21 protein-coding genes are annotated in these 24,645 nt (G+C 69.5%); 8 read left to right on the top strand and 13 right to left on the bottom strand.

Annotation, left to right across the window (positions count from 1 at the left end; translation table 11 throughout):
- The first annotated feature begins 104 nt into the window (after nucleotides 1–104).
- Together PIR02_02200 and PIR02_02195 are read left to right on the top strand one after the other, a co-directional pair.
- Nucleotides 105–2,711, top strand: coding sequence for an MMPL family transporter (locus PIR02_02200; GenBank protein ID WZH37484.1), 2,607 nt, complete (start codon nucleotides 105–107; stop codon nucleotides 2,709–2,711).
- A gap of 90 nt (nucleotides 2,712–2,801) precedes the next feature.
- Nucleotides 2,802–2,993 carry a hypothetical protein gene (locus PIR02_02195; GenBank protein WZH37483.1) on the top strand — a complete coding sequence of 64 codons (192 nt, stop codon included), beginning with the start codon at nucleotides 2,802–2,804 and terminating at the stop codon, nucleotides 2,991–2,993.
- Nucleotides 2,994–3,146: 153 nt separating this feature from the next.
- Here PIR02_02195 and PIR02_02190 read toward each other — a convergent pair whose 3' ends face one another.
- Entirely contained in the window at nucleotides 3,147–4,589 is a 1,443-nt protein-coding gene (locus PIR02_02190) for a glycosyltransferase (GenBank protein WZH37482.1), read from the bottom strand.
- 185 nt (nucleotides 4,590–4,774) lie between these two features.
- Between PIR02_02190 and PIR02_02185 the strand changes: the two genes are divergently transcribed.
- Nucleotides 4,775–5,464 (top strand): alpha/beta hydrolase, encoded by a 690-nt coding sequence (locus tag PIR02_02185; GenBank protein WZH37481.1) that lies wholly within the window; start codon nucleotides 4,775–4,777, stop codon nucleotides 5,462–5,464.
- Nucleotides 5,465–5,494: 30 nt separating this feature from the next.
- Here PIR02_02185 and PIR02_02180 read toward each other — a convergent pair whose 3' ends face one another.
- Genes PIR02_02180 through PIR02_02170 form a run of 3 tightly spaced genes read right to left on the bottom strand, consistent with a single transcriptional unit; the run spans nucleotide 5,495 to nucleotide 8,727 of the window.
- Nucleotides 5,495–7,342 (bottom strand): DUF2207 domain-containing protein, encoded by a 1,848-nt coding sequence (locus tag PIR02_02180; protein ID WZH37480.1) that lies wholly within the window; start codon nucleotides 7,340–7,342, stop codon nucleotides 5,495–5,497.
- A 51-nt stretch (nucleotides 7,343–7,393) separates the two neighbouring features.
- The gene (locus PIR02_02175; GenBank protein WZH37479.1) at nucleotides 7,394–8,188 is read right to left on the bottom strand and encodes a transglutaminase family protein; all 795 of its coding nucleotides are present in this window, start codon (nucleotides 8,186–8,188) and stop codon (nucleotides 7,394–7,396) included.
- Nucleotides 8,185–8,727, bottom strand: coding sequence for a MarR family transcriptional regulator (locus PIR02_02170; protein ID WZH37478.1), 543 nt, complete (start codon nucleotides 8,725–8,727; stop codon nucleotides 8,185–8,187). The genes PIR02_02175 and PIR02_02170 overlap by 4 nt, the downstream gene beginning before the upstream one ends.
- 93 nt (nucleotides 8,728–8,820) lie before the next feature.
- Here PIR02_02170 and PIR02_02165 point away from each other — a divergent pair, with 93 nt between their 5' ends.
- On the top strand, nucleotides 8,821–9,192 hold the full coding sequence (locus tag PIR02_02165; GenBank protein ID WZH37477.1) for a hypothetical protein: 372 nt from the start codon (nucleotides 8,821–8,823) through the stop codon (nucleotides 9,190–9,192).
- Between the two features lie 69 nt (nucleotides 9,193–9,261).
- Here PIR02_02165 and PIR02_02160 read toward each other — a convergent pair whose 3' ends face one another.
- Together PIR02_02160 and PIR02_02155 are read right to left on the bottom strand one after the other, a co-directional pair.
- Nucleotides 9,262–9,492: a hypothetical protein gene (locus PIR02_02160; GenBank protein WZH37476.1), complete on the bottom strand. Its 231-nt coding sequence runs from the start codon at nucleotides 9,490–9,492 to the stop codon at nucleotides 9,262–9,264.
- Between the two features lie 144 nt (nucleotides 9,493–9,636).
- A complete protein-coding gene (locus PIR02_02155; GenBank protein ID WZH37475.1) occupies nucleotides 9,637–10,989 on the bottom strand; it encodes a cell division initiation protein in 1,353 nt (450 codons plus the stop codon).
- A gap of 561 nt (nucleotides 10,990–11,550) precedes the next feature.
- Here PIR02_02155 and PIR02_02150 point away from each other — a divergent pair.
- Complete coding sequence (locus PIR02_02150) at nucleotides 11,551–12,267, top strand: DUF998 domain-containing protein (GenBank protein ID WZH37474.1); 717 nt, start codon at nucleotides 11,551–11,553, stop codon at nucleotides 12,265–12,267.
- On the opposite strand, the gene PIR02_02145 is transcribed toward PIR02_02150, so the two are convergent.
- Complete coding sequence (locus tag PIR02_02145; GenBank protein ID WZH37473.1) at nucleotides 12,247–13,731, bottom strand: FtsX-like permease family protein; 1,485 nt, start codon at nucleotides 13,729–13,731, stop codon at nucleotides 12,247–12,249. The genes PIR02_02150 and PIR02_02145 overlap by 21 nt on opposite strands.
- Entirely contained in the window at nucleotides 13,728–14,492 is a 765-nt protein-coding gene (locus PIR02_02140) for an ABC transporter ATP-binding protein (protein ID WZH37472.1), read from the bottom strand. The genes PIR02_02145 and PIR02_02140 overlap by 4 nt, the downstream gene beginning before the upstream one ends.
- Before the next feature lie 115 nt (nucleotides 14,493–14,607).
- On the opposite strand from PIR02_02140, the gene PIR02_02135 reads away from it, so the two are divergent.
- The gene (locus tag PIR02_02135) at nucleotides 14,608–14,808 is read left to right on the top strand and encodes a hypothetical protein (protein ID WZH37471.1); all 201 of its coding nucleotides are present in this window, start codon (nucleotides 14,608–14,610) and stop codon (nucleotides 14,806–14,808) included.
- A 22-nt stretch (nucleotides 14,809–14,830) separates the two neighbouring features.
- Here the strand turns inward: PIR02_02135 and PIR02_02130 are convergent, their stop codons facing one another.
- Nucleotides 14,831–17,185, bottom strand: a complete 2,355-nt coding sequence (locus PIR02_02130; GenBank protein WZH37470.1) for a LuxR C-terminal-related transcriptional regulator — start codon at nucleotides 17,183–17,185, stop codon at nucleotides 14,831–14,833.
- An 896-nt stretch (nucleotides 17,186–18,081) separates the two neighbouring features.
- Between PIR02_02130 and PIR02_02125 the strand changes: the two genes are divergently transcribed.
- Together PIR02_02125 and PIR02_02120 are read left to right on the top strand one after the other, a co-directional pair.
- Complete coding sequence (locus PIR02_02125) at nucleotides 18,082–18,357, top strand: helix-turn-helix transcriptional regulator (protein ID WZH37469.1); 276 nt, start codon at nucleotides 18,082–18,084, stop codon at nucleotides 18,355–18,357.
- Nucleotides 18,358–18,449: 92 nt separating this feature from the next.
- Nucleotides 18,450–18,842 (top strand): hypothetical protein, encoded by a 393-nt coding sequence (locus tag PIR02_02120; protein WZH37468.1) that lies wholly within the window; start codon nucleotides 18,450–18,452, stop codon nucleotides 18,840–18,842.
- 183 nt (nucleotides 18,843–19,025) lie between these two features.
- On the opposite strand, the gene PIR02_02115 is transcribed toward PIR02_02120, so the two are convergent.
- From PIR02_02115 to PIR02_02100, 4 genes are all read right to left on the bottom strand, one after another.
- Nucleotides 19,026–19,193: a hypothetical protein gene (locus PIR02_02115; protein WZH37467.1), complete on the bottom strand. Its 168-nt coding sequence runs from the start codon at nucleotides 19,191–19,193 to the stop codon at nucleotides 19,026–19,028.
- A gap of 111 nt (nucleotides 19,194–19,304) precedes the next feature.
- Nucleotides 19,305–21,299 (bottom strand): AarF/UbiB family protein, encoded by a 1,995-nt coding sequence (locus PIR02_02110; GenBank protein WZH37466.1) that lies wholly within the window; start codon nucleotides 21,297–21,299, stop codon nucleotides 19,305–19,307.
- A 358-nt stretch (nucleotides 21,300–21,657) separates the two neighbouring features.
- Nucleotides 21,658–22,983 (bottom strand): UDP-glucose/GDP-mannose dehydrogenase family protein, encoded by a 1,326-nt coding sequence (locus PIR02_02105; protein WZH37465.1) that lies wholly within the window; start codon nucleotides 22,981–22,983, stop codon nucleotides 21,658–21,660.
- A gap of 76 nt (nucleotides 22,984–23,059) precedes the next feature.
- Nucleotides 23,060–24,622 carry a sugar transferase gene (locus PIR02_02100; GenBank protein ID WZH37464.1) on the bottom strand — a complete coding sequence of 521 codons (1,563 nt, stop codon included), beginning with the start codon at nucleotides 24,620–24,622 and terminating at the stop codon, nucleotides 23,060–23,062.
- Nucleotides 24,623–24,645: the final 23 nt, after the last annotated feature.

Genomic DNA, 24,645 nt, shown 5'->3' with positions numbered 1-24,645 from the left:
GATGATCGACTCGAAGATCAAGACGAGACGGTCCGTGTTATCTTTGCGCGGACTGGTCGGAGCCGACGGTGCTCCCGCGCGGGCGCCGCATGAGAGGAACCCGCATGGCTGAACTGCTGCATCGTCTCGGAACGTTCGCGGCGCGCCGCGCGTGGACGGTGATCGTGGCGTGGGCCGTGATCCTGGGTGTGGTGGTCGCGGGCTTTCTCGTCGGGTTCAAGGGGCTGAGTTCGAGCTTCGACATCCCCGGCACGGCATCCGGGAACGTCGTGGCGAAGCTGCAGGAGGAGCTGCCCGATTTCAGCGGGGCCTCTGGGGGCGTCCTGTTCCGTACGACCGACGGGTCGGCGCTCACCGACGATCAGAAGAGCGAGATCAGCTCCCTCGTCGGTTCGGCGGGCGACCTCCCCGACGTCGCGCGCGTCACCGACCCTTTCGCCACGCAGCAGCAGCTCGACGCTCAGCGTCAGCAGGTCGTCGACGGTCGTCAGCAGCTCGCCGACGCTCGCGCCCAGGCCGAGTCGGGACAGCAGCAGCTCACCGCGGGCGAAGTGCAGCTCGATGCGGGACAGCAGCAGCTGGATGCCGGGCGCGCGCAGATCGAGGCGGCGCCCCTGCCGGAGTCGCAGAAACAGGCCCAGCTCGAGGCGCTCGACGCCCAACAGGCCCAGCTCGACCAGCAACGCTCTGCCCTCGACCAGCAGCAGACGCAGGTGACCGACGGTCTCGCGCAGATCGACGCGCAGCAGACCCAACTCGACGATGGCGCTGAGCTCCTCTCCTTCGCGGATGCCATCCGCCTCGTCTCCGACGACGGTTCCACCGCGATCGTCAACGTGTCCTTCGACAAGCCCCGCCTCGAACTCGCGGAGTCCTCGAAAGAGGCCGTCGTCGAGCACTTCTCCGAGTCGGTGCCGGGTGTGGACGTGGCCTTCAACACCGAGATCTCGCAGGGCGTGCCCGAGATCTTCGGCGTTGGTGAGGTCGTCGGCGTCGCCGTCGCCGGGATCGTCCTCGTGGTCGTCCTCGGATCGTTGCTCGCCGCATCGTTCCCGATCGTGACCGCGATCATCGGCGTCGCGATCGGTGCCATGGCCACTCTGTCGTTCTCCGGCGTCATCCAGATGGCATCCGTCACTCCGTTCCTCGGCGTGATGCTGGGTCTCGCGGTGGGGATCGACTACGCGCTGTTCATCCTGTATCGCCATCGCCGTCAGCTGATGCAGGGCGCCGACGTCGTGGAGTCGATCGGGCTCGCGAACGGCACCGCGGGCAACGCCGTCGTGTTCGCCGGTACCACGGTGATCGTCGCCCTCCTCGCGCTCAACATCACCGGCATCCCGTTCCTGGGCCTGATGGGGACCGCCGGTGCCGTGAGCGTGCTCGTGGCCGTGCTCATCGCTGTGTCGCTCACCCCCGCGCTGCTGGGGTTGGCGGGCATGCGGGTCCTCAGCCGCAGAGCACGTGCGCGCGCCGAGATCGCGGCGGATGCCGCGGAGCATCCGCGCCGTGTCGCCCGCACCGCGCCCGTCGACGCGGAGGAACACCCTCGCCGCGTCGTCCGTGCGCAGACGGGTCCCGTCGCCACGTCGGGTCGCGCCGTGCGACCCATGTCGACGATGCGCGCCGTCGTGACGATGGTGGTCGCGATCGCGGCGCTCCTGGTGATCGCCGTGCCCGCCCTGTCGATGCGTCTCGGACTCCCCGACGGGGGTTCCGAGGCGGAGGACTCCACCGGATACCGAGCCTTCGCCTGGACCGAGCAGGCCTTCGGTGCCGGGGCGAACGCGCCGCTCCTGGTCACCGCAGCCCTGCCCGCGGGGACGGCCGAGGCCGACGTGCAGGGCCTGCAGCTCGATGTCGCCCGTGAGCTCTTCGCCCAGGACGACGTCGCCGCCGTCGCGCCCGTCGCCGTGTCGGACGATCGGACGCTCGCCGCCTTCCAGGTGATCCCGCGGGAAGGACCGAACGCGGTGTCGACCGAGCAGCTCGTGCGCGATCTGCGCACGCTGCCGCCGGTCGACGGTGACATCGACCTCGGGGTCGCGGGGGCGGCCGCCATCAACATCGACATCTCCGAGGGGCTCGCCGACGTGCTCCCGATCTACCTGCTCGTGGTCGTCGGGTTGTCCTTCGTCATCATGGTGATGGTGTTCCGCTCGCTCCTGGTTCCGCTCATCGCCACGGGCGGGTTCGTGCTGTCGTTGTTCGCGACCTTCGGAGCCGTGACGGCCGTGTTCCAGTGGGGATGGCTCGGGGCGCTGTTCGGGGTGCACAACCCGGGCCCGATCCTCAGCTTCCTGCCGGTCATCCTGGTCGGCATCCTCTTCGGTCTCGCGATGGACTACCAACTGTTCTTGACGACCGGCATGCGCGAGGCGTGGGCGCACGGAGCACCCCCACGGCTGGCCGTCGCGCAGGGATTCCGGGCGGGGCGCACGGTCGTGACGGCGGCGGCGATCATCATGATCGCCGTGTTCTCCGGGTTCATCACGTCCGAAGCGGTGATCATCAAGTCCTTCGGCCTCGGTCTCGCCCTCGGCGTCCTTCTCGACGCGTTCCTCGTGCGGATGCTCCTCGTGCCCGCGATCATGCACGTGCTCGGGGGCTCTGCGTGGTGGCTCCCGCGCTGGCTCGACCGGATCATCCCCAACGTCGACGTCGAGGGATCCGCGCTGGAGCGTCGCCACCCCACGCATCACGGTGTCTGAGCATCCCCGGCTGCTCGACGCAAGCCCCGGCTGTCGCGTACGCGGCGGCGTCAGGATGCCGGTGACCGACCGTTACCGAGGAGGACGACGATGACCGACCGTGAAGAGACCCAGGACGCGCCTGTCATGGACGGAGCGACCGACGCCGCGCCCGCCGAGAAGAACGCGGGTGCGCGGGAGCAGCGATCGGCGGACGCCGCCGTGGACGACGACGACGATCTTCCTCGGGAAGATCTGAAGGACGACCTGCGCAGCATTCGCGCCTACGGCGAAGACAGCTGAGGCAAAGGCGGCGGCCCCCGTCCGGAGCCAGGTGGGGGAGAGGCTCGACGGACGAGGGTCGTCGCGCGCCGGTGAAAAGGCGCCATCCGCGCCGGCACTGCCGGGGCTGGGTGAGAAAAAGGCTACGCTCCCCGGGCTCGATCCGGGCGGGATTCAGCGAACTCCAAGACGGCGCCGCAGGACCTCACGGAATCGCCACGTGGCGCGACGGGCGCGCTGCCGTCGGGCGGCGCGGCGGAGCGTGCTATCCCACATCGCCAGCACCTCTTCTTCCCCGTAGCGGCGGGCGCGGGCGACGGCCGCGGCGCGCATCCGGGCGAGCGATTCGTCGTCCATGGCATCCGCGCGTGCGATGGTCTCGGAAAGAGCGCGTGTGTCGCCGGGGGGAACGAGCCAGCCGGTCCGTCCGTGGGCGATGAGTTCGCGCGGGCCGTAAGGCACGTCGTAGGCGATGGGAAGACAGCCGGATGCCATCGCCTCGGCCACGACCAAGGAGAACGCCTCGGAGCGACTCGTCATCAAGAGGGTGGACGCCGTGCGCAGCGCTTCGGTCGCTGCCGGATCGAATCCGTGGAAGCGGATCGACGGATCGGAATCGGCGCGGTGCTCGAGGGCGGATCGCTCGGGGCCGTCGCCGTAGACGTCGAGCGTCAGCTCGCTTCGTGCGCGCCGTGCGGTGCGTAGAGCGTCGACGGCGTCTTCGACGCGCTTGATGGCCGCCAGGCGAGCGAGGACGACCGTGCCCCGGCGCGGCGACGTGATGTCGACGTCGTCTGCGACGCGGACCGGATGCGGGACAGCGAGGAGGAGGGGGAGAGGGCCCGCCTGCCGTCGCGCGTCGCTCGCTTGCCGGCGGGTGCAGAACACCACCGCGTCGAACGCGCCGAGGCGACGGAACACCTCGGCGCGCGATGCGCGGATCGCGCTGCCGTCGTCGGTGAGGTGCGAGCCGTGGACCACGTGGACGACCACGACGTGGGGGCGGCGGTAGTCGGCGGCGAAGCGCGCCATCGCCTTGCTGTCGACGAGAAGGAACGACGGTTCGCCGTCGGTGAGGCGGTCGAGCCACGCGCGGTACAGCTCACGGACACCGTGCCACGCGGCTGTCGGCGTGCCCTCCCGGTCGCAGGTGACGACGACGCGTCGCGTCTTCCCCGAGGCGCGGGGGACGTCGCGACGATCGCTCGCGGCCAGCGTGCCGTCCGCGCGCAGGTGGTCGATCTGCTGGACGGCCCCGGTGGTGTCCGTGCGGACACGACGACGCGTCACGCCGCCCGAACGCTCTTCGACGGCGGTCGCCGGAAGAGGAGCGAATCCGTCGGCCGCGCGCACGGCGCGGCCGGCCAGGTCGTGCTCGCGCAGCCACTCCCAGAGGTTCGTCACCTCGACGCGCTCGGACAGGGCACGGCGCCGCTCGAGTTCGTCTGCGACGACGGCGACGTCTTCGCGGTCGTCGCAGGTCAGCACGTGGACGGCGCGGCCGCCCCGGAGGTCGAACAGGCGGGAGCGCTGGAGCATCGCGGCCGTGAGCCCGCCGAAGTCCCGAGGGATACCCCACGTGAGGGCGAACTGCCGCCCGTCGGTGAAGGCGGTCATGCGGCGTCTTCGGCGGCGATCTCTTCCCTCGCGAGGGCATCGGTGCACGGGCGAATATCGGAGATGTCCATCCCGCGACTTTACGTGCGCTCCGCATCTTCGCGCGCATGCGGGTGCGGCGCACCTCGTGGGCGGCGAATGGCAACCCGCATGCCCCACCGGGGTCGATGACGCAGGATGGGCGCATGCCGAGCATCGCCCCGCGGGCCGCCGCCCTGTTTCGCAACGGCCTGTGGTGGGCGAGGGACTACGCCTACGCGGTCACCGCTCAAGCACGTGCCGTGATCGGGCGCGGGGCCGCTGACGACCTCGCCGAGGGGTCGGGGGTGCCGATTCTGCTGCTGCCGGGTATCTACGAGACGTGGCGGTTTCTCGAGCCCCTGGCACGGGCCCTGCACGACCGCGGGCACCCGGTCCACGTTGTCGACGAACTCGGCGGTAATCGACGACCCATCGCGGCGTCGGCGGAGCGCGTCGGGAGGATCATGGTCGCCCGCGACCTGCGTGACGTGGTCGTGGTCGCGCACAGCAAGGGCGGTCTGATCGGCAAGCACCTCATGGCCTTCGACCCCGCCGGGTCCCGCGTCCGTGCGATGGTTGCGGTGGCGACGCCGTTCGGGGGCTCCCGCTACAGCCGGCTCATGCCCACCCCGTCGCTTCGCGCCTTCCGTTCAGGGGATGCGACGATGCGGGCGCTCGCCGCCGCCGCCGAGGTGAACACGCGCATCGTCTCGGTGTACGGCGACTTCGATCCGCACATCCCCGAGGGCAGTGACCTGGCCGGGGCCCGGAACGTGCGCCTCGCGACCGGTGGGCACTTCCGCGTCCTCGCCGACCCGCGGGTCATCGCCGAGGTCGTCCGCCTGGCGGAGTGAGGTCGGTGTTCTCCCGCCGGCGTCGCGTCGTCATCGCCCTCCGACGCTTCCGCCGCCCATGCCGCCCCCCGAGAAGCCGCCCCCAAACGATCCGCCCGAAAAGCTCCCCGAGCCGCTCGTCGTCACCGGACTGCTCGCGGTCCGCAACGAGCTGAAGGTCGTCGCGAACGCGGCGGTGGAGAAGCCGTTCGTCCCGGCGTACCAGTGCAGATCGCCTCCGGTCTCGCGAACGCGGGTGTCGAGGGCTTCGGCCCACTCACGTTCCACACCCCAGACCACAGCCCACGGGAGCAGGCGTTCATAGAGGTGGAGCACCTGCGTCGGGTCGCCCACGTCCACCGGCCGGCGTTCCGCCCCTTCGGGGCTCTGCAGGATGCGCAGGCGGTCGGCCTCCGCGAGCGCGAGATAGTCACGCAGTCCCAGGAGATGGTCACGTGCGGAAGTTCCGGCATCCACCACCCGGTCGCGGTAGCGAAGCAGGGCGAAGCTCAGGATGCCGGTCACCACGGTCGCGGGAATCGCGGCGACCTGCCACCAGGCGGGAGCCGTGCCGGCCGAGGCGAGGATGAGCGCGACGATCGAAAGGACGAAGGCGCTGACCGCCACCACAGCGGCCATGACGGAGCTTCTGCGGCGAGGCGGTTCTGTCCAGCCGCGGCGCCGCAGTTCCTTCGCGGCCTTCGGGGGAAGAGCCTGAAGCGCGGTGGCGACGTCCTGACGGTCGGGGCCCAGGGTCACGCGGGCTCCGGGGCGCCCTCCGACACCGAAGATCGCGGCCAGGACGCCGGCGTGCAGCGGTGTCGCCCCTTCGGGGCGCACCAGTTCGAGCGTCAACGTCTTCGCACCCGCGGGATCGTCGAGGATGCGGAGGTGTCCGGCGATCGCGGTGTCGAGGACGGCGGCGGGAACAGCTGCCCTCTGCCTGTGGACGAGTTCGGCTCCCTCGAGCACATCGACGTCGTCGGGGGGACCGTACTCGGGGACGATCACGCCGCGGCCCGGTGCGTCCTTTCCCCGCCGACGCGCGACGAGCGCGGTTGCGGCGCCGACCAGGCCCAGCACGACCGCGCCGATCGAGAGAGCGGCGAGGGCCGGGGCCGCGTCGACCGAGAACTGCTCGAGGGGGGAGCGGACCACCGCGCCCGGAACGAACGTGCCGCGCGCGAATCCGACCGCGATGGTCATGTTCTCTCGCGGACCGAGCCCCGTCGTCGAGGCGGACCAGGCCACCTCTTCGCCGGGGTCGCCCGCACGCGTGATCTCGCACGGGGTCCGTGAGCCCTCGGGGCCGGTGTAGCAGGCGGCGGCCCCGTCGAGCGCGGCCTGCGACAGCGAGCCGTCCACACGGAGCTCGGCGGTCACCTCGGCGAAGGGTTGACGACTGTCCGTGCCGTTGATGTCACGGTAGAACTCGTCGGCGTCGGTGTCGGCGAAAGAGCGGATCGTGTCACGCTGCGTGTAGGAGATGACGTAGGTCTGCACGCCTCGAACGAAGGTGTCGTCCCCGGTGAGAACGCGCACCTCACCTCTGCTCGTCTCGATCTCGTAGGGGATCGCGGCCCCGTTGCCGTCCGTCACCGAGACGACCTGGGTGCGCAGGGGGACACCGTCGTAGTCATCGGGGATGGCGCGGACGATCCCCTTGTTCTGATCCTCGTCCGGAAAGCGCGCGACGATCGTCTCGGTCACCTGCAGTGCCGCGTGCCCATCGGCGGAGCGTGACAAGAGCATGTCGGCATGGAAGGCGTCGAAGGTGAAATCATCCACATCGGCTCGCGCGGGGCTCGCGCCCGCAACGGCCACGAAGAGAAAAACGAGCGCCAGCACCGCGGAGAGGGGCGCACGACGGCGTCGGACAGGTAGGGCCACGGCATCCATCCCTCGACGGTAACGAGATCCGAGCCCGAACGACTCCACCGCGCGGGGGAGTCAGGGCAGGAGGACGCTCGCCGACGGATCGTCGGGGGAGAGATCGTTCCCGGCGACGGCCGTCACCTCGATGTCCTCGAGCGAGACCGCGCCCGACAGCGTGGTCAGGAACGCGGTGTCCGCGGCATCCCGGCCCGTCGCGATGCGGACGTACTCGGCGCGCGGGGCCAGTCGCGTGGCATCCACGACCTCCCACCGCCCGTCGACGAACGCCTCGACGACCGCGTGGAAATCCATCGGGCTCAGGCCCGGCGCGTACACGGACGTGAGTCGTGCGGGCACACCGACGGCGCGGAGGAGCCCGGCCGTCAGGTGAGCGTAGTCACGACAGACCCCCTGTCGGAGAAGGAGAGTGTGGATGGCCGTGTCGGTCGGCCCGCTCGACCCCGGCGTGTACGACAGGTGGGTGGACACCCACTCGGGGATCGCGCGCACGCTGTCGCGGGGCTCGGCTCCTCCGAACCACGACAGTGCGGTCGCGGCGAGTTCGTCCGAGGGGATGAACCGACTCGGACGCAGGTATCTCAGCGTGTCGGCGACGGTGGACGCCGCGGGGTCCCCGGGGCGCTCGACCTCGGCTCGGTATGACACGACGACGTCTCCGACAGGCAGTGTCGCCCGGTGCAAGCGACCCCCGTGGGCGTCGGCGATCTCTTCGACCGGGATGCCGCGGCCATCGATGCTCACCGACAACTCCTCGGTGCGCGCCCATCCCTGTGCGACAGCGATCGAAAGGATCGCGTCGGCTTCGCTGTCCACGTGCAGCGCGAGGTGCGCTCCGACCGTGCCGCTCATGCCGCGAGGCCCGGGGTGTCGGAGCCGGAGGCGGGAGGAAGATCGCCGGTCACCCCGTCGACCGCTCCACGCATGCGCTCGAGGAAGGCGGTGACCGCGACGGTCTCGGCCTCGGTCATGCCGCGCGTCGCGCTCATCATCTGGGCGTGCATCGCGCCCAGGAGGTGCCGCATGTCGTCTTCGGCGTGCGCGGTGACGACCACGAGCACCTTGCGACGATCGCGCGGGTGTGGCCGACGTTCGAGATGGCCCGTCTTCTCCAGTCGATCGAGCAGAGCCGTCATCGAAGCCGTCGAGACCCCGAGGTAACGCGAGAGCTCGATCGGAGTGACATCGTGGCGACGGCGCGCTCGCCGGGTCAGGAACCGGAGGACGAGGAGCTCGTTCTCGCCCATCGACATGGAGGCCTGCGTGCGCCGCCGCATGGACATCTCGGCGGCCCGGTACGCGCGGAGCGCCTCCATGACGCGGGCGCCGCGCTTGTCGTCGGTGCTGTCGCTGTACCAGTACGACGGGGCTCCCGTGTTGATGTCGGTCATCGGATCCCCTCGAAATGAAACTGATATCTCGCTTGCCTATTCGCTAGTCTACCTAGTAAGTTCCTAAGCAAGCAACGAGGAAAGGGAAACATCATGGCGAAGCTCTTCTACGGCACCACTCCCGAGCCGATCGTGGTCGACGACCGCATGCTGGCCCACGTGAAAGTGGTCGCCGCGACCAAGCTTCGCCGGGGCGAGAGCTTCACCCTGTCCTGGACGCACCGTGCCGACGAGCCCGGTGGTCGTTCGACCATCTGGTTGCAGCCGGCCATTCCTCTGCGGTTCGTCTTCGACTCCGAGGTTCCCGAGTCTCTCGACCAAGACCTCCTCAAGCGTCTCGCCAACGATGCGAACTCGTCCCGCGGGCTCAGCCTGGACATCTCGACGGATGCCAAAACCGCGGCCGCCCCGACGAAGGCTCCGGCGCGCTCCTCCGCGCAGCGTTCCCTGGTGCGCGCCGCGTGAATCCCACCGCGGAGTGGGACGTACCCACCGAGCCCATCTCCGTCATCACCGCGGCGGAGCTCGACGCCATCAGCCCCGCGTAAGCGGGTTGCTCTCGCTCGGTTCCGAAGCTGGGGGTGCAGCGCCTTCGGCGCGCACACGCAGGACGCCGACCGCGAACAGGATCGAACCGGCGACGATGAACACGAGCTTCACCGAGACGTGGACATCGGCCGGGAGGAACAGCGTCGGGGCCGCGAACACGAGGGCGGCGACAGCGCTGAGAGCCGCTCCGAGCGGAATCGAACGTCCGGTCTTCATGGCGGCTCCTTTCTCGTCGTGACCTCAGCCTAGGGTGGCGTCGACAGCTTTCCTGCGTGGTTTCGGTGTCGCGTCGCCCAGAGGTCGTCCCGGTGCCTCGGCGCCTTCGTCCTCGGCGAGGCGACCGGACCTCGCCTCCGACGCTCAGTCCCTCCGCGAGGTGTCGCTCTCGCTGAGGGACTCGCCTTCTTCGCCGCCCGCGTCGTCGGTGTCCTCATCGCCGAGATACTCGCCCGTCGAGCCGCCGCGCGGCGTGGCGCGCAGGAGCTCGTTCATCTCCGCCATGAAGCTGCCGAGCTGTTGCTGCTGCCAGCGGAGGTCGCGCGTGCGGTCTTCCGCATCGCGGAGAACGGATGCCGCGTGCTCGGTGATCTTGTCGGCGATGCGCTGTGCACGGTCGCGGGATCCGTCGAGGATCTCCCTGGCGCGGACGTGCGCGTCCGCCTCGGCCTGCTGCGCCTGGGCGCGCGCGAGACGCTCGTAGTCATCGGCACGGGCCGAGATGCGGCGCGCGTGTTCGAGGGCCGCGGCCACCTGGTCGCTCGCGTCGCCCGTGATGCGTTCCGCATGGGCGACGGCTTGGTTGTGCAGGACGAGGAACTCCTGCTGTGCTTCGTCCTGTCGGCGGGTCAGCGATTCTTCGAACTCCAGAACCCGCGCGGTCATCTCACGAACGTCACGCTCCGCCTTGGCGCGGAGTTCGCCGGTCTCTCGCGAGACCATCGACCGCAGAGCTGCAGCGCCCTTCTCCGCCTCGGTGCGGATCGCGACGGCCTCGCGCTCGGCCTGTGCGACCTTCTCTGCAGCGTGTGCTCCCTCGCGCTCGAGCCGCGCAGAGTGGGCCGTCGACTCGGTCTCGATGCGCAGTCGCACCTGATCGGCATCGTGCTGGGCCTCGGCGCGGAGCCTGTTCTGATCGTTGACGGCTTCTTCGCGGATCGCGGCGGCCTCGTCGTGGGCGCTCGCCAAAAGCCGCTCGGCTTGGGCGACGGCGTTCTGGACGAGGACGCCCGCCTGTTCCTCGGCGACGCGGAGGATGGCGTCGAAGTGCTCGCGCCCCCGTTGCGGGTCTTCGTCGTCACGGCTCGCGAAATCGTCGGACAGCGCGTGGACCTGCGACTCCGCATCGGCGGCGCGCGCCGACGCGGCGCGAAGCTGCTCCTGAAGGGTGCCCACCTCCTCGGCATAGCGTCGCGCCGACTCGGCGAGCTCGGCATCGTGCTCGGCGCGCTGCTCGGCGAACATCGCCTCGGCGCGACGCTTGGCATCCTGGGTATCCTCGGTGGCCTTGCGCACGCGCTCGGCCAGCTGGCGGACCGCCTCATCGACGGCGTCGCGGTCGTAGCCGCGGAATCCGACGGGGAAGACCGTCGTCCCCTCGGCGTCCGAGGAATCGGAGAGCAACTCGTCGAGGAGGGCATCTGTCGCGGCATCACCGGCGTCCTCGGGTCGAGAGTCGGCGCGGTGGTCGGGGGCGGTCTCGCGGTCGTCGGTCACGGGTAGTCCTCCTCGCGGTGTCGCGTCTGATCGGACGCCCTTCGATTCAACCGCACACGCACGGCGCTGTCGGGTGCTCGCGGGAGGTTCCAAGGGGATGCGCGGTCTCGACAGACGGGTGCCGTGGCGCCGAGACCGCGCATCCATGGGAGCGATCGCCATGGGAGAGGGTGCTTGGGGGAGAACCACTCGGCGATCGCTCCCGTCGAGAATCGCACGTCGGAATGCGCTCCGTTCGCGAACTGCGGTTTCCTCACCCTGAGAATCGCCCCGTGACCGATGGCGGTTCGTGACCTCGTCGTCGAGTCGATGCCCGGGGCACGCGCCGATCGAGGGCCGCCGGTCGAGGCGGGCAGGGCCCGGATCGCGATACGGCCCCCCGGCACGCATACGATCCCAGGCCCTGCCCAGATGACCAGGATCCGATACCTGTCCGGGTCCGTCCTCCCGGTGGGGGTCGAAATCACCCCTCGTTCGGCGGCACCTCATCATGGTCGCGGCAGAGGCGGGCCGGGGCTGCGCGGTAGTGTGGCCAGGCCCCTGACGACGCGCGGAGACCACATGAGCCAGACCACCGAACGGGCGGTCGAGCCGATCGCGACCAGGCGACGAAGCCCGGCCGTCGTCCTCGCGACCACCGGCTCCATCGCCGCCTTCGCGAGCGCGGGCTTGATCTGGGTCAGCCGCTCGTGGGAACCGTCGGTGCACTACGTCAGCCAACTGGGCGCGACAGGCATGTCGACCGCCCCCGTCTTCAACCTGGCGCTGCTGCTTCTCGCGGTCGCCACGGTGCTCGTCGATCGAGCTGTCGTCGGTCATGCCCGCACCTACCGTGTCGGGTGGCCCGTCGCGACCACACTGGTCGCGTGTGGGCTGTGTTTCGCGCTCGCGTCCGTCGTGACGTGCTCGCCCGGCTGTCCCGTCCCCTTCACTCCGGGGGCCCTCCCGCAAGACCTCATCCACATCTCGTCGGCCGTCCTGGGATTCGTTCTGGCGATCGTGGCCATGGGGCAGGTCGCCGCGTTGCGCCGACGCCCATGGATGCGCGCGGCGAGCATCGGCACGCTGGTCGCCGTCGGGGCGACGTCCTTCACGGGCGCCATGATCTCGGTCTTCCGCGGTGACACCGTGCTCGGCGGAAATCTCGAGTTCACCGCGGCAACCCTCGCGATCGCGTGGTTCGGCGTTTTCGGTCTCCAGGTGGCGGCCGACGAGCGCGCCACCTCATCGAGGGGGCGCGCTCGCGTCGTCGTCGGGTCAGCCCTGCGCGGCCAGTGAACGCACCGGGCTGAGGCGTGTCGCCGTCCGGGCCGGGACAACGGAGGCGGCGATCGTGAGCGCCGCGGTCGCCAGGGTGATGATCACCACGGCGGTCACGGGGATCGCGGGCGCGACATACACCGGACCATCGGCGACGCCGGCGACCGCCGGCATCCATCCCAGGAGCGATTGCGCGCCCGCCCACCCGTAGAGCGTCCCCAGGGCGAAGCCGATCACCACCGACGTCACCACGACGTGTGCGGCCTCGAAGACGACCATCGTGCGCACCTGACGGACCGACAGCCCGAGCGCGCGGAGGAGGCCCAGTTCGCGCTGGCGCTGCAGGATGCCGAGGACGAGGAGGTTGATGACACCGACGGCGGCGATGACCGCCGACACGCCGACGAGGCCGATCATCAACCCGGTGAAGATATCGACGGCCACACGCATGAATTCCGGGATCTCGTCCCCCAGGACGACGTGGACGAATTGCACCGATGTCTCGGCGGCGACGGCGAACATCGTCACGAGGGTGACGCCCATGACGACACCGATGGCCGTGCGCGATGAGCGCTCCGAATGGCGGAGCGCGTTGGAGGCCGCCATGCGGGCGACGACGCCGCGGCCGAAGAGCACGCCCGCCGCGCGCAGCACGGGCGGCAAGAACAGGGCGGAGCCGAGGATGACGCCGGTGAACGACAGTGCACCGCCGGCGAACGCGATCAGAACCGCTCCCTGCGACACCCCGCCCGCGATGACACCGAGGGTGAGCAGACCCGCACCGACGAGGACCAGGACGGTCGCGACGACGTGCCGACCTCGACGGGCGACGACGCGGTCGCGCGCGGGTTCGACCGCGTTGGACAACGCCTGGAGGGGAGTGACGACGCCGACGCGGCGGGACCCGACCCACGCCGCGGCCCAGGTGACCAGGATGACGGCGATCGCGGGCGCGACCAGATCGGGGCGCAGCACGGACCACTCGACGTTCAGGTGCCACAGGTCGGACGCGAGGTTGAGGCCGACGATCGAGGCGACCAGGCCGACGGTGCTGCCGATGACGGCACCGAGGGTTCCGAGGATGAGTCCCTGTCGAGCGAGCACGCCGCGCTCTCGCCGGGCGGAGGACCCCAGGAGCCGGAGCAGGGCGATCCGACGCGTCCGGCCGGCCACGACGGTCGCGAAGGTGTTCGTCGTGACGATGGCGCCGACGTAGATCGACAGGCCGACGAGGAGCGAGGTGGCGATCGCCAAGGTGATCTGCACGTCTTCGCGGTCGCCCAGGATCGGCTGGGCGCGAATGTTCGCGGCCAGGTACTCCGTGACGGAGAGCAGGATCACCCCGAATGCCGTCGAGATCGCTCCGACGAGGATGGTGGCGCCCATGCCGGGTTCGCGCAGCCACGCCCACGTCGACGAACGAGATGTGCCGGTCGCCGGGGACGCCGTGCGTCCGGTGCGCGCGGCCACCGACGCGCTCACGCGACCGCTCCCTCTGTGCGCAGCATGAACGCCGAGATCTCCTCCGCGCTCTGGGCGGGCTTGTCGGCGACGACACGACCGTCGGCGACGAACACGACGCGGTCCGCGCGACTCGCTGCGACGGCGTCGTGGGTCACCATGGCGATCGACTGACCGAACTCGCGCGCCGCCGTGCGCAGCAGCGCAAGGACTTCCCGGCCCGACCGCGAGTCAAGATTCCCGGTCGGCTCGTCCGCGAAGACGAGATCGGGGGCGGTGCCGAGTGCGCGCGCGATCGCGACGCGCTGCTGCTGTCCGCCGCTGAGTTCGTCGGGACGGTGGGTCAGGCGCGCGGTGAGTCCGAGCGAGTCGACGAGGTGCGCGATTCGCGCCTCCTCCGCCGCTGTCGGACGCCGCGCGTCGAGGTCGAAGGGCAGACGGATGTTCTCCGCGGCAGTCAGCGTGGGCACGAGGTTGAAGGACTGGAAGACGAATCCGACGCGGCGTCGACGCAGGACCGTCAGATCGGCGTCGGAGAGGCCGGTGATCTCCTGGCCGCCCAGCCATGCTCGCCCGCTGGTCGGAGCGTCGAGTCCGGCCATGACGTGCATGAGAGTCGACTTGCCCGAGCCGGACGGACCCATGATCGCGACGAACTCGCCGCGACCGACGGTGAGGGAGACGCCGTCGAGGGCACGGACGACGTTCGCGCCGTCACCGTAGGTTTTCGTGAGGTTCTCGACGCGGGCCGCGAAGCCGGCGTCTGTGGAGGAAGTGGTCATGACTTCACGCTAGGGAGAGGCGGATCCGCGATCATCGGCGTCGGGTACGACTTCGCCGTGACGACGTCATCCTGAAGATTGACTCTGCGTATCGCGTAGCCGTTAGCGTGGGGGTGTGAATCGACGTCAGCTGTGGCGGATCGTGGTCTGGATCGCGCCGATCCTCGCGGTGGTCGTCGTGCTCGCCGTCCTGCGCGGTGCCGGTGTTCCTTTCACGATCCCCGGCGTCATCGTCGTGCTCGTCCTCCTCCTCGTCGCCCGCATCGTCGTGGGGCGAGGGCGCCGTCGCGCCGCGCGTCGCGCCGGTCGTCGGTGACGAGCCGACGCGACGCGACGTCTCACTGCTCGTGGTCGTTCTCGATGAGACCCCAGGCGTGCGCCGCGCGGATGGCGCTCGCCCTGTCGGAGACCTCGAGCTTGCGGTAGAGGCTCTGCAGTTGCGTCTTGACCGTGTTCGGTGACACGACCAGAGTGCGCGCGATGTCCGCGATCGTGGAGGCGGGCGTCAAGTGCGTCAGGACGACCTGTTCGCGCTTGGTGAGGTGCGGGACGCTGACGGAAGACGCGAAGAACGAGTGCCGGGCCGCGATCTTCTCGCGCGCCCCGCTCGACAACGCGCGCAAGACCATGGCGCGATCCTCCGGCGCCACCGCGCTCCAGGGGCTCCAGAGGTCATACCGACTGCTGATCGCTTCGGCGCGCTGCGCGGTGCTGCGTTGAGCCGTGGAGCCGTTCAGTCGGATATCCGCCACGATGCTCACCACCATGCTCTCGAGGGAGGCCCGCGGGGACGTCTCGTGGTGGATGCCCCACTTCACACTCATCACGTAGGCCTCGTGGGCGCGACCCGCGTACAACTGGGAGAGAGCGATGGCCGGCGCGGTCGCCGACGAGAGGCCGAACGGCTCCTCGAACAGGGCCAGCGCCTTGCGCGCCTGACGCAGGGCGATCAGGACCTTCGCTCGTGCCGTGTACATCTGCGTGGACTGGAAGTGCGAAGGAGGGGTGCTGCGTGCCCGCGCGCTCCACGAGCGCAACATGCCGAGCGCATCTGGAGCCACCCCGGACAGGAGGAAGGCGAGCGCCTGCGCGGACGCGGCATACGGCCACAACTCTCGCGCCGATGCGGTCGCCGGTATCGCGTCCAGCAGACTGCGGGCGTGGACCGCGTCGCCGCGCTCGAGCACTGACCACGCGGCCGCCAGGCGGGCCGTCTCTCCCCACGGGGAGTCGAGCCAGGCATCGCCCCTGGTGCTGTCGATGATCGAATCGGCGGCGCGCACGTCACCCTCGAGCAGCGCGATCACGGCGAGCACTCCCCGTGCACGAACCCGTTGGGCCGGTGGAGCCATTCGCTCGACGTGACTGATCGCCAGAGACGCGTCGCGAAGCTTGCCCATCGCGAAGTGGGTCATCCCGACCTGGTACCACCCCTCGACCGTCACATCGGGGGTGAGGTCATGGCGGCGGCGAAGAGCATCGATCAGCAGTGACGCGGACTCGGTCGCCAGGGCGAAGCGTCCCGCGGCGCGCAGCAGGCTCACCCGCATCGTGAGACCTTCGAGGTTCCCGTTCGCCGAGGCTTTGGCCTCCGGGAGTTTGCCGAGTGCGCTGACGACGGCGACGGGGGTCTCCGAGGACGACGCGGTGTCCGGATCGAGCGCCAGGAGGGTGTCGACCGCGAGGGGTTCGGAGCTCGCGTGCGAGCGCAGAGTCGCGATCAACGAGCGGAAGACGTCGGCATCCCGGCCCCAGATCTCGGCGCCCGACGAGCGCAACACCGATGCAAGTGTCATCCACTTCCCGGCGTCGGCGGCGAGCTGTGCCGCGCGCAGAGGCTCTCCCGAGGACACGAGGTGCTCGAGCAGGCGAACCCGGGCGCGCTCCACCACCTCGGGCTCCCGTGCCTCGATCTCCCGCAGCCACTGCGCGCGCACCGGCTCGGCGAGGACGAGCCGAGTCGAACTCGGCCAGACGAAACCCGCATCCTGCAACTCACCCAGAAGATGCTGCGTGGAACCCGCGGTCGGATCGACCCCGATGGCGTCCGCGAGATCGACGGTCACGAAGGGGGCGACGGACAAGAGGCGCACCTCATCGCTCACCCGCATCGTCAGGTGCTTCTCCATGTCCTCGGTGAGGGAACGACTCGCGTACTCGGCGATCGCCTCGGCCTCGTCGGGCGTGCGGAGGGGGAGCCCCTCGAGGCGGAGACGGGAGCTCACGAGCTGGGCCAGAGCCGGCCATCCGTGGGTCCGCTTCATCAGGACGTCGAGAGCGGCATCCGTGGCCTCGACGCCGTTCAGGTCCAGGACGAGCGCGAGCTCGTTGCGTGACATCAGCAGATCCTGCGGGGGCAGGACATGGACGTCGAACTCGAGCGCGACCAGGGGGCTCTCCAGGCGTGTGACGTGACGGGTCGCGACGACCACGCGCAGGTCGGCGTCGGTGCGAAGGAGATCGAGGATCTGTTCCGAGGTGATCCCGGACTCGTCGGCGAGATCATCGACGAGCAGGACGTGTTGCGACGGACCTTCGCGGAAGGCGGCCACCACCCGCTCGAGGTGATCGGGCGAGGTGTGATGCGCGTCGATGAGTTGCACTCCCGTATCGGGATCGTCGGTGAGGGTCGTGGCGAACTGGCGAAGCAGCGCCGACTTACCGACTCCCGCGGGTCCGCGCAGCAGCACCACGTCGCTCCTGACGGCGTCGCGGAGTTTCGTGACGGTGTCGCAGCGAGGTGTCCAGAAGCGGCTCGGTCGGCGAGAGGCTCGCGCGAGGGAGGGTGAGGTATCCAGGTCGATCAGCATCGGTATCTCCAACTCAGTGCCGTCGCCCCGTGCCTCGGGAGAGGGCGGGACGAATCGGTGTTTCGCATGATGGGGCGCGCAGTGCCGATCATTGAGCGCATTCGGGCCGAACTCGGGCTCGCGAGGGGGTCTTTCATCCTCGCCGTCATCCCCTCATCACCCTCTCGGGATCACACCCTCCGAACCGGCGGGTGCCCCGCATGACCTCCTCGAGGGGCGGAACGTGCGCCCCGACCAGACCGGACCCTCTGCTCGTGCATCCCCTGCTCGGTCTCTCGTCGGCCCGTCGCCAGCGGGTCATTCGTCCGCGCGGCGGCGCTCCGGCCGGTCGACGTCGGCGGGCTCGAGAGCTCGCGCTCGGGAGGACCGTCGATGGTGAGCCTGGTGACCTGGCAGGTGAAGCAACGACGGATGCCACGGCACCGACGGCTCCGGCACAGGGCGATCCCGCCGTCATCCCGCGGCGAGCAGGTGGTGATCCGACACGGACACCGTCGTCCGGTGGTGGGCCAGGTGTTTGTGTCCGCGGTGCCGAGGCCACCGAGACTGGTCAGGGCGCCGTGCATGACGATGACGGCGCCACGATGCGAACGAACGGGAGATCGACGACGGCGTCAGCAACGGTGTCTGCGGGGTCCCGCAGCTTTCCTCCTCTCTTCACTCACCCGGCTCGCGGATCTATTCACCCTTGCCGTGCGACGGCCGCGTGCGATTCCGGCCTGAGCTATCCACATGTAAACATGTTCATGTGCGCGTTGCTCCCGGATCAAGCTGGGAGCATGACTGATGCGCCCGACCCGTGGAACGAGTTCGCGAAAGAACTGGGCAGGCGGCTCCTCCGCGCTCGTGCGGAAAGGGGACTGTCGCAAGAACACGTCGCTCATGCCGCCGGTCTCGCAACTTTCACGTATCGGAAGCTCGAGAAGGGCGAGTCCAACCCGGGCACGCCCGCGAACCCCCGGCTGAAGACGCTCGTCGTGCTCGCCGAAGTCCTCGGCATGCCACTGGAAGAACTGATTCCGGCGCGCCCGGAAGGTGTGGCACCCGGGCGCTGATCTCGATGTCGGAGGGTCGTGGTTAGCTCTGGTCGTGCCCACCGATGATCGGGTCGTCGTCGTCCGACGGCCCCGCGAGAGAGGTGTCAGGCATGAATCCATTTCCCGGGGAACTCCCGTCGCAGACGGCACCGTGTCCGTTCCCGTGGTGCACGACCGACCACGGGAAGACGGTGCATCCCGACGACGAGACGCACCGGAGCGTGGGGGCCGGATTCGTCGCGCGGGTGCGTGACGGTCTGGTCGGCGGGCCCGGCATACTGACCGACGTCGAGGTCGGCATCCTGCGCCGCGACGACGACGAGGAGTCCTGGGTGTCTCTCGAGTTCGGGGGTGGTCACGGCGTCTCCATCGACCTGGGCGCGGCGCGCACGCTGGGACGACTCCTGAGAGATGATCCGGATCTGGCCGCCGCCCTCCACGACGCAGACGGCGTGCGGTGGCGTGCCGCTCCGAATCACCCGCACCCGCGCGACGAAGACTGAGCGCTCTCTCGCGCGCGGTGACGGCTCGGTCGGGCCGAGGAGTTTCGTTCCCCGGCCTCGAATCGACGGTCGCCGTGTGGGGGAGCCCGGCCGACGAAGGCCACCTCCATTCGATCGGCTCGCGACCTCGGTCTCTGAGGAGACCGCGAACACCGGCGCCCGGATGCGTGGCGCCGGGTGAGCTCAGAGACTCGCGACCGTGTTCTTCGCGTTGCCGCTCACGAGGGAGGGAACGCGACCATCTTCGCTCTCGGAGCGTGCCATGATGCGACCGAGACCGATACCGGCCGCAAGGGCCGCAACGATCCAGGTGACGACGGCGATCAGTGTGACGGTGATAGCGACGACCATGGGACTTCTCCTTCGGAGTCCGGGTGGTGCAACGACGAGGTTACTGCTGCTCACAGTAGCGGTGCGCGCGGTCCGCGCGGCGCACGTGCGCGGTGAAAGATCGGCGTTTCTTCAGCCCCGCCGACCGAATGTCCGTCGGACGATGCGCAGGAGACCGAGGAAGCCGAAAAGACCGATCACCGCGCCGAGGACCGCGAAGAGCGTGACGGACCCGCCGAGCACGGGGCCTCCGCCCGAGATGATCAGGACGACCGCGATCACCACGGCCGCGATCGACACGAGCGTCGACGCCGCTTCTGCGGCGATCCGGCTCAGCACCCCACCCGCGTCCGTGCCGTCTTCGGAGCGCAGAGTGACTCCGATCGAGCCTTTCTCGATCCCCGTCAGGAGCGCCTCGAGGCGCCGCGGAATGCGTTGGATACGGGCCAGTGAGATGACCGCGCTGGCCTGCAGATCGGTGGCGAGCCGCTTCATCGAGACGGTGCGCCGGAGAAGCGTCGGCATGAGCGGCAGCGCGCGACCCACCATGTCGAAGTCGTCGACGATCACCCGGAGGCATCCCTCCAGCGTGGCGAAGCTGCGGAAGGCTGACGCCAGCTCGCCGGGGAGCGCGATGCGGTGCTGACGGATCACGTCGACCATGCGGGTGAAGATGGACCCCTGGCCGCCGGTGCGCAGATGCTCGGTCGTGAGGACGATGCCGACGTCATGGCGGAACGCCTCGAGATCGACATCGTCGGGGGCGTCGACGATGAGCAGGAGCGCATCGGTGGCGGCCACGTCGTTCTCGCTCAGCGCGGCCAGGAGCAGGGCTGTCATGTGCTCTCGACGACTCCGCTCGATGATCCCCACGGCACCGAAGTCGATGAGGCCGAGTGTGCCGTCGTTCTTCAGCAGGACGTTGCCGGGGTGGAGGTCCGCATGGAAGACGCCGTAGACGAGGATCTGTTCGATGACCGTGGACATCAGCACCTGTGCGAGTCGGTCGCGCTCGGCGGGATCGAGGGAGGCGAGGCGGTCCGTCGAGTCGGTCAGCGCGGCACCGTCGACCAACTCCATCGTGAGGACGCGGAGGCCGGAGGCCTCGGGGAAGACACGCGGCACCGAGACGAGCCCTCGACGCTCGGGTTCGGCGCGATCGATGCGCTCGAGCGTGGAGCGGATCATCTCGGTGTTGCGTGCCTCGATCCGGTAGTCGAGCTCCTCGAGCAGAGTGGCGGTGAAGCCGCGTGCGACGGATTCGATGCGGAGGTCTCTGCCGACGCGCGTGCGCGCTTCGGCGCGGTGCGCCAGGCGGCCGATGATGTCGGCATCCGCTTCGACCTGCGCGCGGGCGGCCGGGCGCTGCACCTTGATGACCACGGAGGTGCCGTCGAGCAGTTGCGCCCGATGCACCTGGGCCACCGATGCAGCCGCCAACGGCACGCGGTCGACGTCGGCGTAGACCTCGTCGATCGGAACGCCCAGGTCGCTCTCGATGACGTCGCGGACCGTCTCCCACGGCAGCGTCGTCGCCTTGGTCTGCAGGGTCGAGAGGGCGCTCAGATACGGTTCCGGAATGAGGTCGCGTCGGGTGGACAGAACCTGACCGAGCTTGACGAAGCTGACCCCGGCGTCATTGATGGTGGCGACGATCGCGTTCGCGCGTTCTTCGGCCGTGCTCAGCTCTTGCTCGACGCGGGCATGGCCTCCGTGGAAGAGCCACCCGACGCCGTGGCGTGACGCGATCGCGAGGATCTCGAGGTACCGCCGCGTGCGCTTGCGTTGGCGGAGGGCGGCGCGCACCAGATCGATGGGATTCGGGAGAGGCCGCGTCGGGAAGATGGCCTCGATCGCCACCAGCGTCGCCACTCCGAGAGCGAACACCCACGCGATCGCGAGGGCGACCAGCGCGAGCCACAGCCCGACGTCGCTGGCCGGCTGCGGCGACGTCCCCGTCTGGCGGAGGACCCAATCGGCGAAGGGCACGCCGAGGAAGAAGACCAGGAGGCCGACGACGATGCTGCGTGGCCACCCCACGGCCGTGCCGAGGATGCGGCGGGCGACGAACCCCACGAGCACCGCCGAGACCACGGCGGAGACGGAGATGAGGAGGCTGACGACCACGGGGTCAGCGTAGCCGTCGGATCACGAGACGCGGAGTCGTCCGCATTCCGCGCATCTCCAGGACGGGAAGCGGGCATCGCCGTTCTCGACCATCAGCGTCAGGCACCTCGTGCAGCGCGGAGCGAAACCGGTTGTGCCGTCGTCGTCGCCCGGGAACGTGTCGACCGGGAACGCGCCCCTCGGGAAGACGAGGAGGGGGACGGGAAGAAGCGTGGGGAGCATGGCGGTCCTTCGGAAGCGATAGGGCATTCTCACATGCGCACGCGATGTGGCGGACATTGTCCACAGGGGCCGCCGATCGCCTTTCCCGACGACGATGCCCCGGTCGGAGCCGGGGCATCGTCGGGAAGGACAGCCGTCAGGGGCGACCCATGCCGTGATAGGTCCACCCGGCCGCACGCCATGCAGCGGCATCGAGGCAGTTGCGTCCGTCGACGACGACGTGTCCGCGCGTCAGCGTGGCCGCGTGCGCAGGGTCGAGCTGGTGGCGGTACTCGTCCCACTCGGTCACGACGATGACGGCATCCGCGTCTCTCAGGGCCTCGTCGCGGTCGTGAACGTACGTGAGCTGCGGGTGAACGCGCTGGGCGTTCTCGATCGCCGCGGGGTCGGTGAGCGTGACGTGCGCGCCGAGTCCGTGCAGGCGGACGGCGACGTCGAGGGCGGGGGAGTCCCGGATGTCGTCGCTGTGGGGCTTGAAGGCCGCCCCGAGCACGGTGACGTTCTTCTGGAACACCGATCCGCCGAGCGCCTCGCTGGTCAGTTCGACGGCGCGGTCGCGGCGACGCAGGTTGATCGCGTCGATCTCGCGGAGGAACGCGACGGACTCGCCGCGCCCGAGCTCTTCGGCGCGAGCCGAGAAGGCGCGGATGTCCTTCGGCAGGCATCCGCCGCCGAACCCGATGCCCGCGCCGAGGAAGCGCCGGCCGATGCGGGCGTCATGGCCGATCGCATCGGCGAGAGTGGTGACGTCCGCGCCGGTGACCTCGGCGATCTCTGCGATCGCGTTGATGAAGCTGATCTTCGTCGCCAGGAACGCATTGGCCGAGACCTTGACGAGTTCTGCGGTGGCGTAGTCGGTGACGATGAAAGGCGTGCCCTTGGCGATCGAGGGGTGATAGACCTCGCGCAGGATCTGCGCGGCGCGCTCGCCCTCGGCGGTCGCGACGCCCTCGGCGAAGGGGACGCCGGCGACCAGGCGGTCAGGGTCGATCGTGTCCTGGACGGCCCAGCCCTCGCGGAGGAACTCCGGGTTCCACACCAGCGTCGCACCGCTCTCGGAGACGCGGGGCGCCAGCGTCGCGGCGGTTCCCACGGGAACGGTGGACTTGCCGGCGACCAGATCTCCCTCGGACAGGTACGGAAGCAGACCGTCGACCGCAGCGTTGACGTAGGTGAGGTCGGCAGCGTACCCGCCGGCCTGTTGCGGGGTGCCGACGCCGATGAAGTGCACCTTGGCGCCTTGGGCGGCCGACATGTCGGTCGTGAACGACAGGCGACCGGAGGCGATGCCCTCGGTGAGGATCTCCTGCAGACCGGGTTCGAAGAACGGCGCATCGCCCTTGCTCAGGGCGGCGATCTTGCGTTCGTCGACGTCGATTCCGACCACCTCGTGGCCGATGGAGGCCATCGCGGCCGCGTGAACGGCACCCAGGTAACCGCACCCCACTACAGACAAACGCACGATCAGACCCTTTCAGATTTCTGTCGACGCGACACGGAGACACCCTGTCGCGGACCCGCGGACATGCGCGGGGATTTCACGCGGCAGTATCGCCCGGCGCCAGGGCGGCGCGGGCGGTCCTGCCAAGGATGACGAAGTCGCCCAGCAGAGTCCAGTTCTCCACGTACGACAGGTCGAGACGGACCGATTCCTCCCATGACAGCGACGAGCGGCCGCTGACCTGCCACAGCCCGGTGATACCGGGCTTGGCGAGGAACCGACGGTGGACGTGGTCGGCATACTGCGCGACCTCGGACGGCAGCGGCGGGCGAGGGCCCACCAGCGACATCGAGCCGCCGATGACGTTGAACAGCTGCGGCAGCTCATCCAGGCTGAACTTGCGCATGATCCGGCCGATGGGCGTCACCCGCGGGTCGTTCTTCATCTTGAACAACACCTCGTTGCCGGAGTCCCTCTGCTGCTCCGCGAGTTCTTCGAGGAGTTCTTCGGCATTCACGACCATCGAGCGGAACTTGATCATCGTGAACTCGTTGCCGTGGAAGCCGACGCGCGTCTGCCGGAAGAACACGGGCCCACTGCTGGACAGCCGCACGGTGATCGCGAGGAACGCCAGGAGCGGGCTGAGCAGCACGACGCCGGTGATGCTCGCGACGAGATCGACGGTGCGCTTGAGGAAGACCTGGCCGCGCGAGAACCGGGGGGTCTCGACGTGGATGAGGGGGAGGCCGGCGACCGGACGGGTGTGCAGGCGGGGCCCGGCGATGTCGATGATGCTGGGGGCGAGCACGAGGTGCTGGCGGCCGGCTTCCAGGCTCCACGAGATCTGCTTCACCTTGTCGGCAGGCAGCTCGTCGGCGCTCGTGATGGCGACGGTGTCGGCCCCCGTCGCCGACAGGGCCCGGGAGATGTCGCCGACGTGGCCCATGACGGGGATGTCGGTTCCCGGGATGACGTCGGCGATCTTGCCGTTGGGGACGCAGGCCCCGACGACCCGGTACCCGGCGCTCGGGGTGCGGGCGAATTCGCGGGCGAGTTGCGTCACGGACGGGAGCGAGCCCACGAGGAGGACGTTGGCCGAGTACTTGCCGTGCGAACGCTGAACGATGAGCCACTGCCGCCACAACCAGCGGGTGAAGACGAGGACGGCGATGCCCGCGGGAAGCGAGATGAGCAGATACCCGCGTGCGACGTCGGTCTGCGTGAGGAACGCGACGATCGCGACCGCGCCGAACAGCCGGAAGCTCGAATCCACGATCCGCACGTACTCCTGGGAGCCGGTGCCGATGACGCGGTCGCTCCGGGAATCGACGAACGACAGTGACCACATCCACGCGATGATGAGGATGGCCGAGAAGATCCAGTACGACAGGTCGGTGATGCGGCTGTCGCGGCTGGCGGCGACGGCGACGTTGCCGGTGCCGAACCAGACCAACTGCGTGCCGTAGACGACCCAGACGAGGGCGGCCAGGTCGGTGAGGAAGAGGTTGCGGCGGTAGCGCAGACGCCATCGGTCGCGCGGATGCCGCGTCACGCCGGGGCTGGCCAAGCGCGCGAGATCGCGGGCCGGGTCCAGATCATCGCCCCCGACGAAGGTGTTCTGCGACGTCGATGTCGCGTCGACTCTAAGGTCAGACGTCACAGTGTGTAGGCCTTTCCCCCAGG

The organism is Microbacterium enclense (assembly GCA_038182865.1).
Taxonomy (GTDB): Bacteria; Actinomycetota; Actinomycetes; order Actinomycetales; family Microbacteriaceae; genus Microbacterium; species Microbacterium enclense_B.
The sequence above is the reverse complement of the archived record's forward strand: the minus strand, read 5'-3'. Positions and strand labels throughout refer to the sequence as shown.